General features: G+C 69.3%; 10 protein-coding genes. 3 read left to right on the top strand and 7 right to left on the bottom strand.

Annotation, left to right across the window (positions count from 1 at the left end):
* Positions 1–40 precede the first annotated feature (40 nt).
* The 5 genes from JHD77_RS27320 to JHD77_RS27300 are packed head-to-tail and all read right to left on the bottom strand — an operon-like array spanning position 41 to position 4,477.
* Positions 41–805 carry an ABC transporter permease gene (locus JHD77_RS27320; RefSeq protein ID WP_003089428.1) on the bottom strand — a complete coding sequence of 255 codons (765 nt, stop codon included), beginning with the start codon at positions 803–805 and terminating at the stop codon, positions 41–43.
* Positions 802–2,001 carry an ABC transporter substrate-binding protein gene (locus tag JHD77_RS27315; RefSeq protein WP_003107732.1) on the bottom strand — a complete coding sequence of 400 codons (1,200 nt, stop codon included), beginning with the start codon at positions 1,999–2,001 and terminating at the stop codon, positions 802–804. Before JHD77_RS27315 ends, JHD77_RS27320 begins: the two co-directional genes overlap by 4 nt.
* On the bottom strand, positions 1,967–2,803 hold the full coding sequence (locus tag JHD77_RS27310) for an ABC transporter ATP-binding protein (RefSeq protein ID WP_003115101.1): 837 nt from the start codon (positions 2,801–2,803) through the stop codon (positions 1,967–1,969). The genes JHD77_RS27315 and JHD77_RS27310 overlap by 35 nt, the downstream gene beginning before the upstream one ends.
* A complete protein-coding gene (locus JHD77_RS27305; protein ID WP_003117847.1) occupies positions 2,800–3,867 on the bottom strand; it encodes an acyl-CoA dehydrogenase family protein in 1,068 nt (355 codons plus the stop codon). Before JHD77_RS27305 ends, JHD77_RS27310 begins: the two co-directional genes overlap by 4 nt.
* A gap of 49 nt (positions 3,868–3,916) precedes the next feature.
* A complete protein-coding gene (locus tag JHD77_RS27300) occupies positions 3,917–4,477 on the bottom strand; it encodes a carboxymuconolactone decarboxylase family protein (RefSeq protein WP_003089433.1) in 561 nt (186 codons plus the stop codon).
* A gap of 104 nt (positions 4,478–4,581) precedes the next feature.
* Here JHD77_RS27300 and JHD77_RS27295 point away from each other — a divergent pair, with 104 nt between their 5' ends.
* Complete coding sequence (locus JHD77_RS27295; RefSeq protein ID WP_003089436.1) at positions 4,582–5,487, top strand: AraC family transcriptional regulator; 906 nt, start codon at positions 4,582–4,584, stop codon at positions 5,485–5,487.
* Here JHD77_RS27295 and JHD77_RS27290 read toward each other — a convergent pair whose 3' ends face one another.
* Positions 5,488–7,104 (bottom strand): alkaline phosphatase family protein, encoded by a 1,617-nt coding sequence (locus tag JHD77_RS27290; protein WP_031755542.1) that lies wholly within the window; start codon positions 7,102–7,104, stop codon positions 5,488–5,490. It lies immediately after the preceding gene.
* A 96-nt stretch (positions 7,105–7,200) separates the two neighbouring features.
* Positions 7,201–8,112: a LysR family transcriptional regulator gene (locus JHD77_RS27285; protein ID WP_003105356.1), complete on the bottom strand. Its 912-nt coding sequence runs from the start codon at positions 8,110–8,112 to the stop codon at positions 7,201–7,203.
* Positions 8,113–8,261: 149 nt separating this feature from the next.
* Between JHD77_RS27285 and JHD77_RS27280 the strand changes: the two genes are divergently transcribed.
* The gene (locus JHD77_RS27280; RefSeq protein ID WP_003117849.1) at positions 8,262–10,631 is read left to right on the top strand and encodes a TonB-dependent receptor; all 2,370 of its coding nucleotides are present in this window, start codon (positions 8,262–8,264) and stop codon (positions 10,629–10,631) included.
* Positions 10,632–10,653: 22 nt separating this feature from the next.
* Positions 10,654–11,994 (top strand): aryl-sulfate sulfotransferase, encoded by a 1,341-nt coding sequence (locus JHD77_RS27275; RefSeq protein WP_003124602.1) that lies wholly within the window; start codon positions 10,654–10,656, stop codon positions 11,992–11,994.
* Positions 11,995–12,090: the final 96 nt, after the last annotated feature.

Raw genomic sequence — 12,090 nt, 5'->3', positions numbered from 1 at the left:
AGCGCCCCAGCGCTATCCGCCAGCGCACCGGTACCTCGTCCTACCCGAGCGCCCCGTGCGCCCAGCGCCGGTAGAGTCCGCGCGCCGCCGCGTCGAGCAGGTAGCCGAGCAGGCCGATCAGCAGCACCATCGCCATCAGCTCGGAGTACGCCAGGCGGTCGCGGGTGTCGAGGATGTAGTAGCCGAGCCCGGCGCTGACGCCAAGCATCTCGCAAGGCACCAGGACGATCCAGAGGATGCCGATGGCCAGGCGCACGCCGGTCAGCACATGGCCGAGGATGCCCGGCAGGATCACCCGGCGCAGGGTTTCCCAGGGCGTGGCGGCGAGGCTGCGGCTCAGTTGCAGCCAGCGCGGGTCGAGCTGGCGCACGCCGGCGGCGGTATTCAGCAGGATCGGCCAGAGCGCGGCGAAGGCCAGCAGGAAATAGATCGGCTGGTCGCCCACGCCCATCAGCATCACCGCGATGGGCATCCACGACAGCGGCGAGATCATCCGCAGGAACTGGAACGCCGGAGTGGTCGCCGCTTCCAGGTTGCGCGAGGCGCCCACCAGCAGCCCCAGCGGCACTCCCACCAGCAGCGCCAGGAACAAGCCCAGCAGGACCCGTTTCAGGCTCACCAGCACGTGCTCGTAGAGTTCGCGGCGTTCCAGCAGTTCACCCAGGCTGAGCAACGTCGCCTGCGGCGAGAAGCGTGCCGAAAGGCCGTCGGCGGCGCCGAACAGGGCCACGCCGAGCCACCACAGGGCGAACAGCGCCAGCAGCCCGGCGACGCCTAGCGCGCCCTGGCGCAGCGTCTGCCTCACGGGCTGATCTCCTCGCTGCGCTGGAAGCCCTCGGCGAGGCCGAACGCCTGCAGCCCGCCGACCTCTGCCAGGGCCTGGCGGACGAAGCGGTCGTCCACCAGGTCACTGGCCACCTGGCGCGGATCGAGGCTGGCGAGGAAGGCATTATTGCCTTCGATCAGGGTGTCCTTCAGCCGCCGCACCAGTTCCTCGGTATAGCTCGGATAGGGATAGGGCTGGAAGTCGATGCGCCGCTCCTGCCAGTCGGCGTGGCGGATCGCGCCGCTGGCGAGATAGGCCTGCTGCTCCTCGGCGCCCGGCGCCAGCACCCGGCCGAGGACCTCCGGTGCGTGCGGCGTGTAGCGGTTGGCTCCGGCCTTGGACAGCAACTGTGCGGCCTCGGCGCGGTGCTCGCGAGTCCATAGCTGGGCCTTGACGATGGCGTTGACCACCTTTTGCGACCACTGCGGCCGCCGCTCCAGGTCGTGTTCGTGCATGAACACCACGCAGCAGGCGTGGTTGCGCCAGACATCGCCGGTGAAGCGCTGTACCCGGCCGACCTTGAGGTTCTCCGCCAGGGCGTTGAACGGCTCGGCGACGATGTAGCCGTGGATGCGCTTGCTGGCCAGCGCCGGTGGCATGTCCGAAGGCGGCAGCACCACCAGGTTGACCTCGTCGGCGGCCAGCGCCGCGCCCACCGCACGGCTCACCGCGCGCAGGCCGTTGTCGCGCAGCAGTTGCTGCAACACCACGTTGTGGATCGAGTACCAGAACGGGATCGCCACGCTCTTGCCGCCGAGCTGGCGCACGTCGGCGATCTCCGGAGCCACCGTGAGCCCCGAGCCGCCGACGTGGTTCCAGGCCACCACCTTGGCCGGCACCTTGCTGCCGTAGCGGGCCCAGACGGTCATCGGCGACAGCAGGTGGATGACGTTGACCTGGCCGGAGATGAACGCCTCGATCACCTGCGCCCAGCTACGCAACAGCACCGGCCGTTCGGCCTGGATGCCCTCGGCCTCGAACAGGCCGTTGGCATGGGCCACCAGCAAGGGCGTGGCGTCGGTGATCGGCAGGTAGCCGATGCGCACCGGCGCGTCGGGTTCGGCGGCGGCACGCGCCTGCAGGCTGCTCAGCAGCGGCAACGCGCCGGCAGCGCTGAGCAGCGCGGCGAGCTTGAGGATGTCACGTCGGGAATGGGTCGGGTCGTCCAGGCACATGGGAGGCCTCCGGCTGAGCGATGGGATGGGCATGGGTGCGGCTCGCCCGCCGTAGGGTTTTCAGGATCTCGATGCGCAACGCGCCCAGTTCCTCGACCAGCTCCGCGCGTGGCTGCGGCAGGTCGATGCGCCACTCGCCGAGGGTCCGCGCCGGGCTGTCACCCAGTAGCAGGATGCGTTCGGAGAGCAGCAGGGCCTCGTCGATATCGTGGGTGATCAGGACCACGGCGGTGCCGCGCTCGTGGATCGCCCGCAGCAGCAACTGCTGCATGTCGGCGCGGGTCACTTCGTCCAGCGCGCCGAAAGGTTCGTCGAGCAGCAGCACCTTCGGCTGCCGCGCCAGGCAGCGGGCCAGCGCGGTGCGCTGGGCCATGCCGCCGGAGAGTTGCGCCGGGTAGCGGGCACGGGCGTGCTCCAGGCCGACCGCGGCGATCGCCTGGTCGACGCGGGCCTGGCGGGTGGCCGCGTCGAGGTGCGGCTGGCGGGCGAAATCGAGGCCGAAGGCGACGTTCTTCTCCAGGTTCAGCCAGGGCAGCAGGCTGGGGTCCTGGAACGCCACCGCGACGCCCGGATGCGGTCCGCGCAGGGGCTCGCCGAGTACCCGCACGCTGCCGGCGGCCGGCTCCTGCAGGCCGGCCAGCACGCGCAGCAGGCTGGACTTGCCGACGCCGCTGGGACCGAGGATCGAGACCACCTCGCCGGCGCCCAGGCGCAATTCGAAATCGCCGAGCACCGCCTGCCAGCCGGCACCGCGCGGATAGCCGAGGGCGATCCCGCGAGCGTCGAGGAGCGCCTCGCTCATGCCTTGGCCTCGGCCTGGCGTTGCAGTTCGGCGCGCAGTTGCACCAGGCTCGGCGTAACGATCGGGACGAACGCCGACTCGCGCCAGCGGCGGGCGAAACCGGCGCCGTGCTCGCTCAGGTAGGCCTTGCCGCCGCTGGCCTGCAACTCCAGTTGCACGGCATTGGCGGCGGCTTCGGCGAGCCCGATGCGGATGCGGAACAGGCGTGCCGGCTGGCTGGCGAACTCGCCGCTGGCCAGTCCGGCGTGCAGCGCCGCCACGTGTCCGTCGAGGGTTTCGCGCTGTGCCGCCAGCTCGCCATCCAGGAGCGAACGGCTGCCGCCCAGGTGCCGCTGCACTTCGTCCAGTGCGCGGCGCGCCAGGCCGATGGCCATGCCGCATTGCAGGCCGAGGAAGGCCGGGCGCACCCGTGGCAGGAACTGCCGGGCGTCGTCGTGCAACAGCCAGTCGCGCCCGACCGCCACCGCGCGCAGATCGAGGGCGGCGGTGTTGCTGCATTGCAGGCCGAGCAGGCGCAGGTCCGCCGAGCGCTGCAAGCCGGCGAGTCCTTCGGGAATCGCCAGGACGAAGGGCTTGCCGCCCTCCCCGTGTTCGATCGCCGCCGCCACCACGAAATCGCCGCTGCGCAGGTTGGTCACCCACGGCAGGCGACCGTCCAGGCGCCAGCCGGCCTCCTCCGCGTGCGCCACCACCTGCAGCGCCTCGATCCCGGAGAGGAACTTCATCGCGTTGGACAGCCCGGTGGCGCCGGCCAGGCGGCCGGCCAGCAGGTCGCCGAGCAGGCGTTGGCGCAGTTCCTGGTTGGGACTCTGCAACAGGTACTCGATGAAGGCGCGCTGGCCCCAGAAGACGAACGCCGCGGTCAGCGAGCGCGCCGCCACTGCGGCCACCCGCTCCACCGCGTCGGCGAGCGTGCCGCCGGCGCCGCCGAGGCGTTCCTCCACCGCCACGCCGAGCACGCCGGCGGCGGCCAGGCGCGGCAGCAGCGCGGCGGGATCGGCGTCGCCGCGGTCGAGGGCGTCGGCCTGGCGGTCGAGCCAGTCGCTCAGGGTCGGGTCAAGCATGGTCGTCACTCCTTGCGCCGGCGCGGCATGCCGCCCGGCAAGCGCAGGCTCAGGCCTGCGGGTTGGTCCAGCGATATTGCTCCAGCTCGGCATTGAGCGGCGTGCGGGCGAACACGTTGGCGAAGTTGCAGAGCGTCGCCAGGCTCACCCCGAGGATCACTTCCAGGGCCTGGGCCTGGTCGAAACCGGCGGCGCGGAAGGCTTCGAACTGCTCGTCGGTGACCGCACCGCGGCTGGCGATCACCGCGCGGGTGAAGTCGGCCAGGGCTTCGTAGCGGGCATCGGGCAGTTCGCCGCGGGCGCGCAGGGCCTCGATCACCGGCTCCGGCAGGCGCGCCTTGTTGCGCGCCACCGCGGTGTGCCCGGCAACGCAGAAGTCGCAGCCATGGGTGGTGGCCGCCACCAGTTGCACCACTTCCCGCTCGGGCAGGCCGAGGCTGGCCTTGGCGTTCAGCCCGGACACGGTGAGGTAGGTTTCCAGGGCGGCCGGCGCATTGGCCAGCACGCCGAGCAGATTCGGGATATAACCCGAGTTGTTCAGCGCGGTCTGGAGGAACGGACGCGCCGCCTCGGGGGCGTTTTCCAGGGTGAGCACGGGAACGCGTGACATGCTTTCGACTCCGGTGGTTGAGGTGTCGAAGAAGTCTCTTGGTAATAAGAAATCCATTCAATATTCTAAAGTCGCTATCACTTGCTCTTGAGTCTTTCCCTTAGATGAATTCGTCCAACCCCCTTGTCGATTGGTTATTAGACAGCCTCGAAGTCGACACCAGCCTGTTCCATGTCGGTCGCTACTGCGGCGGCTGGCATGCCTCCACCCACGGTCTGGCGCGTGCCAGCTTCCACCTGGTGGTGCAGGGACACTGCTGGGCGCACGTCGCCGGAAGCGCCCGGGGCTGGCGACTGGACAGCGGCGACGCGCTGTTCTTCCTGCGCGACGTCGAGTTCCGCCTGTCCAGCGAGGCCACCGCCGAGGCCGCGCGCTGCCAGCCGCGTGGCGAAATGCAGGCGCTGGAGTGGAACGCGGCGGACGGTGCCGGCCTGGTCTGCGGGTTCTTCCACTTCCATTCGGGATTGTCCGGGCTGATCGTCGACGCCCTGCCCGACTGGCTGATCCTGCGCGCCGGCGATCCGGCGCTGGACGCGGCGCGACGCCTGTTCGCCCTGATCGTCGACGAGTGCCGCCGCCAGCCGGCGCCGTCGCCGGTTCTGCTGGAGCGCCTCAGCCACCTGCTGTTCCTCTACGTGTTGCGCCAGCAGGTGCTCGACAACCCGACCCTCGGCGGCCTGGTGGCACTGGCACGCCAGCCGCAGTTCGCCGGCCTGCTGGAAGCGCTGATCGAGGCACCCGAACAGCCCTGGAGCCTGGAACAGATGGCCGAACGCACCGGACTCTCGCGCTCGGCCTTCTTCAAGCGCTTCAACGAACTCAGCGGTCAGTCGCCGGGGCAGGTCCTGCTGGCCCTGCGCATGCACCGCGCCTGCGCCCTGCTGCGCGCCGACGCCAGCGTCGCCGAGGTCGCGGCGGCGGTCGGCTACCAGTCCACCGCCGCCTTCACCCGTGCCTTCCACAAGGCCACCGGACAGCAGCCGGGGGCCTATCGCAAGGCCAGCCGCTGATCACCAGAGACCGATCGGTACCAGGCGCCCGCCTTCCGGCTCGCCGTAGCGGAACGCCTGGCCGCGCAGGTCGATCTCCGCGTTGCTGATGGTAGTCCGCCGCTTCAGCCCGCGCAGCCAGTCGAACAGCATCCCGGCATGGGCCTCGCGCACCGCCGCATGCGCCGGGTCGGCGCCGAGGTCGCGCAATTCGCCGGGGTCGCTGGCAAGGTCGAACAGTTGGGCGCGGAAGCCGTCGTAGGCGATGTACTTCCAGCGCTCGCTGCGCACCATGTACATGCGGCAGGCATCGATGGGTCGGCCCAGGCGCTCCCGCGCCGGCGCCTGGAAGGCGTAGTCGTACTCGGCGATGGCGTAGGGGCGCCAGTCCGCCGGCGGCGCGCCATGGACGAAGGGCAGCAGCGAACGGCCCTCGATGCGATGGCTGGCGGGCTCGACGGCGAAGGCTTCGAGGATGCTCGGCAGTACGTCGATGGACTGCACCAGCGCCTCCTCCACCCGGCCGCGGGTGGCGTCCGCCTCGGGGCGCGGATCGCGGATCAGCAACGGCACGCCCACCGCCGACTCGAGGAGGAACTCCTTCTCGCCCAGGCCGTGGTCGCCGAGGAAATCGCCATGGTCACTGGTGAAGACGATCAGGGTATCGTCCCAGCGCCCGCTGGCGCGCATGTGCTGGAAGAGCCGGCCGAGCTGGTCGTCGACCTGGCGGATCAGCCCCATGTAGGTAGGTATCACCTGCCGGCGCACGTCTTCGCGGGAGAAATTGAGGCTCTCGCGATGTTCGCGGAAGGCGCGGTACACCGGGTGGTCGCTTTCTTCGCCGGGCGCCGCGCGTAGCGCCGGGAGCACCTGGTCGGCGCGGTACAGCGCGTGGTACGGCGCCGGCGCGATGTAGGGCCAGTGCGGCTTGATGTAGGACAGGTGCAGGCACCAGGGACGCTCGCCCTGCTCGTCGATGAAATCCATGGCGCGACGGGTGGTATAGGCGGTCTCGCTGTGCGCCTCCGGCAAGCGTGTCGGCAATCCGGCATGGCGCATCCGCCAGCCGCTGAGGATTTCCCCGTCGGCGCCGGCGGCGGAGTTGGCCCAGTCGTGCCAGGGGTTGTCGCCGGTGAAGCCGAGGCGCCGCAGGTAGTGGGTGTAGGGCGCGCTTTCGCGCTTGTCGGCGAAGGCCGGGTCATCCGGGTAGACCCCGTCATTGCGGTCGTAGGGCTCGAAGCCGGCTTCGGCGAGGGCCGCGCCGCGCGCGCTGGCCGGATCGATGCCGAGCCGCCGCATGCCTTCCAGGTTGGCCGTGGCGTGGGTCTTGCCGACCAGCGCGGTGCGGACTCCCGCGGCGCGCAGGTAGTCGCCCAGGGTCAGCTCCTCCAGCGGCAGCGGCACCGCGTTCCAGGCCACCTGGTGGCTGCTGACGTAGCGCCCGGTGTACGAGGACATCCGCGACGGCCCGCAGATGGTGCCCTGGGTATAGGCACGGGCGAAGCGCACGCCCTCCGCGGCCAGGCGGTCGATGTTCGGCGTGTGCAGATAGGGATGGCCGTAGCAGGACAGGTAATCGCGACGCAGTTGGTCGCACATGATGTAGAGGACGTTGCGGATCGGCTTGGGCTGGCTCATGACGGCTCGCGAAAAGGAAACGACGCTTCATTTCGCGGTCCGCCGCGTCCGGCGGCAAGCGCATTCGGAACATAGTTGGCATGCGTGCGACGCAATTCAGGTGGCGTCGTCGACCCGCTTCAGCTCGTCGATCATCGCCTCCGCCAGCGGCGACAGGCTGTAGCCGGCGCGGCTGACGATGCCGTAGCGGGTATGCAGTTCGTCGAGGTCGTCGGGCAGCTCGCGCACCCGCAGCGGACGCAGGCCTCCCTGTCCCGGCGGCGCCAGGTCGCCGAGGCCGCTGCTGATGCCGATGGCATCCGAGGCGAGAACCACGCCGAGCAGGCTATGGCCGTTCTCGCACTCGATGGCCGGGCGGAAGTCGGGACGCCCGCTGAGGTCCACCAGCACCTTGCGGATGTTCGGCGGGCTGATGTTGGTCGCCAGCGGGAAGCTCAACAGCTCCTCGGCGGAAACGCTCTCGCGAGCGGCCAGTGGATGCCCCTCGCGGCAGCAGAAATGCCAGCGCCGGGGACGCAGGCGCGAGGTCCGGTATTGCGGGTCGGCCTCGAAATGCCGGGTGTCGGCGACGAAGAACTCGAACTCCTCGGCCTGCAGGCGGCGGTTCAGCGCCTGCCAGTGTTCGACCTGGAAACTCACCCGCGCCTTCGGATAACGCACGTTGAAGCGCCCCACCGCACGCGGCACCAGCCAGGTGGCGGGAGCCGGCCCGGCGCCGAAGCGCAGTTCGCCGGCCTCCAGGCCGTTGAACAGGGCGATCTCGTTGGCCAGGTTGTGCGCGCCGCTGACCAGCCGGCGCGCATGTTCGAGGACGATCAGGCCCTGCTTGGTCGGACGCAGGTCCTTGGCCGCGCGGTCCACCAGGCGGCAGCCAGCGCTGTGTTCGAGCGCCTGGATGCTGCGGCTGAAGGCCGATTGCGAAAGGTTAACCGCCAGCGCCGCGGCGACGAAGCTGCGGTGCTCGTGAAGGGCGATGAAGTGGCGGAGCTGGCGGAGATCGATATGCATTTTCTACATGGAAAATATCGGGCGAATGCAATTGCCGGGGACGGCGTGGGCTTTTTATAAAGGCAATCTCTTATTCCGTAAAAGCAATATAAAACATAAATAAATAACCATACGGAATTAGCAGTCACCCCTTCATCCAGGACCCACACATGAATCGCCGACCCGCGTACCGCTCCATCCCGTCGTCCCGCAGCGCACCGTTCCGCCGTCGCCTGCTGCCCCTGTCGATCTGCCTGGCCTGCGCCGGAGGGGCGCAACTGGCCGGCGCCGACGACACCCCCGCGGGCACCGAAGAGGCGCGCCAGGCGCAGCCGGCCACCACCCTGCAGACCGTCACGGTGACCTCGCGGCGACGGGTGGAAAACTCCCAGGATGTGCCCACCGCGATGAGCGTGCTCGGCGGCGAAACCCTGGAGAGCCAGCGCATCTACCGGGTGCAGGACCTGCAGCAACTGGTGCCGAGCACCAACGTCGCCTACGTCCACGCGCGCCAGTCCAGCGTGTCGATCCGCGGCCTCGGCAACAACCCGGCCAGCGACGGCCTGGAAGGCAGCGTCGGGCTGTACCTCGACAACGTCTACCTCGGCCGCCCCGGCATGGCCTCGTTCGACCTTCTCGACATCGAGCAGCTGGAGGTCTTGCGCGGCCCGCAGGGCACCCTGTTCGGCAAGAACACCACGGCCGGGGTGATCAACATCGGCACCCGTGCGCCGAGCTTCACTCCGGAGCGCAGCGTTGAGATATCCGGCGGCGAGGACGGCTACTTCCAGGCCAGGGGCACGATTTCCGGACCGCTCGGCGAGACCCTCGCCGGGCGCCTGTCGGCCTACCGCACCCGCGACGACGGCTACGTGAAGAACCTCCACGACGGCAACACCCTCAACGGCGGCGCACGCCAGGGTTTCCGCGGGCAGTTGCTGTTCAAGCCGAACGACGACTTCAGCCTGCGCTGGATCGGCGACTACAACGAGGAAGACTCCGACAATGGTGTCCTTACCCTGTTCAGCAGCGGCCCCACGGTGAACGGCGTGAACCGCTACGAACAGCGCGCCGCTGCGGCCGGCGCGACGCTGGTGGACGGCCATCGGCGCAAGGTCAACTTCGACTCGGACCAGCAGGTCACGGTGTTCCAGGGCGGAACCTCGGTGGAAGCCAACTGGAAGCTGGCCAACGACTTCACCCTCACTTCCATCAGCGCCTACCGCTGGTGGGATTTCACGCCGCGCAACGACGACGGCCTGGACGTACCGGCGGCCTATAACGCCGGAGTCTCGGTGCGCGACAAGCAGTGGTCGCAGGAAATCCGCCTGGCTTCGCCCAGCGGCGGCTTCTTCGACTACGTGCTCGGCGCCTACTACTTCGGCCAGGACCTCGACAACAAGTCCTTCACCGACTACGGGCCCAGGGCAGACATCTGGAACGGAACCCCCGCCGGCGCCCTGAGCGACGTCAGCACCCGCGGTCGCGGGCACATCGACACCGACAGCTACGCGCTGTTCGCCCAGGGCACCTGGCACCTAACCGAGCGCCTGGACCTCACCGCCGGCGTGCGCGGCACCTACGAGGAAAAGTCCGCCTGGGTCGAACGCTACGCCCCGCTCGGCGGCGCCGCGGTGAGCGGCGCGGCGGCGGCCGCGCGCAACGGCAGGGTCGGCGCCTACGACAGCGGCGACATCGGCCTGCACAGCGTCAGTCCGTCCGCTCTGCTCAGCCTCAGCTACCGCTTCAGCGACCAGGTTCTGGGCTACGCCTCGCTGTCCCACGGCGAGAAATCCGGCGGCGTCAACCTGACCGTGGCCAGCGCTCCCAGCGCCGGTGCCGACTCGCTGCTGATTGGCACCGAGCGCGCCAACGATGCCGAGCTGGGGTTGAAGACCACCCTCCTCGACAACCGCCTGATCCTCAACGGCAACCTGTTCTGGACCGTGGTCCACGGCTACCAGGCCAATGCCTACGACGAGGCCAACCGCACCCAGTACCTGACCAATGCCGGCGATGTGCGCTCGCGCGGCCTGGAGTTCGAAGCGACGGCCCTGCCGATCCGCGGCCTGACCCTGAATTTCAATGCGTCCTACAACGACGTTCGCTACCTGTCCTACAAGAACGCCCCGTGCGCCCCCGAGGTGGCCTTCCAGACCGGCGCCCCGGCGTCCTGCGACCTCAGCGGGCACCAGGTGGTCGGTGCCTCGAAGTACATCGCCAACCTCAATGGCGAGTATCGCTGGAAGCTCGACGATGGCCTGGAGCCCTACCTCACCGCCAGCTACGCGTTCCGCTCCAGGGCGGTGGGCACCATCGACGACTCCGCATACGGACAGATCCCCAGCTACGCCCTGGTCAACGCCTCCGCCGGCCTGCGCGGCGACTACGGGGACGGCCAGTGGGACCTGTCCCTGTGGCTGAAGAACGCTTTCGACAAGACCTACTTCACCAGCCTCTGGAATTCCGCCAACGGCGGCTACGCCGGCGTGCTCGGCACGCCGCGCACCCTGGGCGTGACCGCCCGCTACGACTTCTGAACCGATCGCCGAGGAACCCGCCATGCCCAGATTCCCGATGCTCCTGCTCAGCGCCGCGCTGCTCGCCGCCGGCGCCCATGCCGCGCCCAGCGTCTACCCCACCGGAGTGACCCGCTACGACCCGCAGAAGGCCTTCAACCAGTACGTGATCTTCAGCGGCGCAGACCGTAAGACCCACCTGATCGACATGAACGGCAACGAGGTGAAGCGCTGGGACTACCCCGGCTTCCCCGCCGCCGTGATCGACCCGGCCCTGAACGGCGGCAAGCGCGGCCATGTGCTGCTGCAACTGGCCGACCTGGCCGCTCCGGACAAGCTGGCCTCGCCCGGCAACGGCCTGGCCAACCAGGCCCTCGGCGAGCTGGACTGGGATGGCAAGGAGGTCTGGCGCTGGGGTGACCAGGCGCCGGGCGGCGCCGCCCATCAGCACCACGACCAGCGCCGGCTGGCCAACGGCAACACCCTGCTGCTGGCGAACAAGGTCCACGCGGTGAAGGGCTTCGCCGTGCCCCGGGTAATCGATGACGTGATCTACGAGGTCACGCCGCAGGGCAAGCTGGCCTGGAGCTGGACCGCTTCGGAGCATCTCGACGAATTCGGATTCACCGCCGACCAGTTGAAGCGGGTACGGGCCAGCGAGAACCCCGACTACCTGCACATCAACAACCTCGCCCCGCTCGGCGAGAACCGCTGGCACGCTGCCGGCGACCGGCGCTTCGCCCCGGACAACCTGCTGCTCGACTCACGCAACGCCAACTTCATAGCGATCGTCGACAAGGCCAGCGGCAAGGTGGTCTGGCGCCTCGGCCCGAACCTTCCGCCGATCGACCCGAAGAGCGCCCGTAAGCTGCCGCGCCCGGTGGACCAGATCAGTGGCCAGCACGACGCCCACCTCATTCCCGAGGGCCTGCCGGGCGCCGGCAACCTGCTGGTGTTCGACAACCAGGGTGACGCCGGTTACCCCTCGGTACAGCGCGGGCTGGTCTCCGGCTCGCGGGTACTGGAAATCGACCCGCTGAAGAAGCAGATCGTCTGGCAATACACTGCCGAGGACTCGCAGCAGCCCGGCTGGGCCTTCTACAGCGCCTTCATCAGCAGCGCGCGGCGCCTGCCCAACGGCAATACGCTGATCGACGAAGGGCAGAACGGACGCTTCTTCCAGGTAACGCCCGGCGGCGAGATCGTCTGGGAGTACGTCAGCCCCTACTTCGGCAAGGCGCCGCGCGGCGACGCCCGGAGCAACTGGGTCTACCGCGCGCTGCCGGTGGCCTACGACTGGGTGCCCGAAGGTACGCCGCGCGAGGAGAAGGCGGTGAACCTGGCGGTTCCCGGCGCCACGCCGCAGGTCACGGCGCGGCGTTGAAGCGGATGGCGGCGGATAGAGCCACGGCCCGCTACCCGCCCCTGCGGCCACCCGGCGCCACGCATGGGAGCGAGGCTCGCGGGTGGTCCCCTGCAC

This window comes from Pseudomonas sp. P20 (genome assembly GCF_016463925.1).
Classification (GTDB): Bacteria; Pseudomonadota; Gammaproteobacteria; order Pseudomonadales; family Pseudomonadaceae; genus Pseudomonas; species Pseudomonas aeruginosa.
Note: the sequence above shows the minus strand (reverse complement) of the source record. Positions and strands in the feature narration are given on the sequence as shown.

Bases quoted from the DNA above. Each gene is read 5' to 3' on its own strand.
- JHD77_RS27315 (WP_003107732.1), bottom strand. From the start codon at position 2,001: ATGTGCCTGGACGACCCGACCCATTCCCGACGTGACATCCTCAAGCTC.
- JHD77_RS27310 (WP_003115101.1), bottom strand. From the start codon at position 2,803: ATGAGCGAGGCGCTCCTCGACGCTCGCGGGATCGCCCTCGGCTATCCG.
- JHD77_RS27305 (WP_003117847.1), bottom strand. From the start codon at position 3,867: ATGCTTGACCCGACCCTGAGCGACTGGCTCGACCGCCAGGCCGACGCC.
- JHD77_RS27300 (WP_003089433.1), bottom strand. From the start codon at position 4,477: ATGTCACGCGTTCCCGTGCTCACCCTGGAAAACGCCCCCGAGGCGGCG.
- JHD77_RS27295 (WP_003089436.1), top strand. From the start codon at position 4,582: ATGAATTCGTCCAACCCCCTTGTCGATTGGTTATTAGACAGCCTCGAA.
- JHD77_RS27290 (WP_031755542.1), bottom strand. From the start codon at position 7,104: ATGAGCCAGCCCAAGCCGATCCGCAACGTCCTCTACATCATGTGCGAC.
- JHD77_RS27285 (WP_003105356.1), bottom strand. From the start codon at position 8,112: ATGCATATCGATCTCCGCCAGCTCCGCCACTTCATCGCCCTTCACGAG.
- JHD77_RS27280 (WP_003117849.1), top strand. From the start codon at position 8,262: ATGAATCGCCGACCCGCGTACCGCTCCATCCCGTCGTCCCGCAGCGCA.
- JHD77_RS27275 (WP_003124602.1), top strand. From the start codon at position 10,654: ATGCCCAGATTCCCGATGCTCCTGCTCAGCGCCGCGCTGCTCGCCGCC.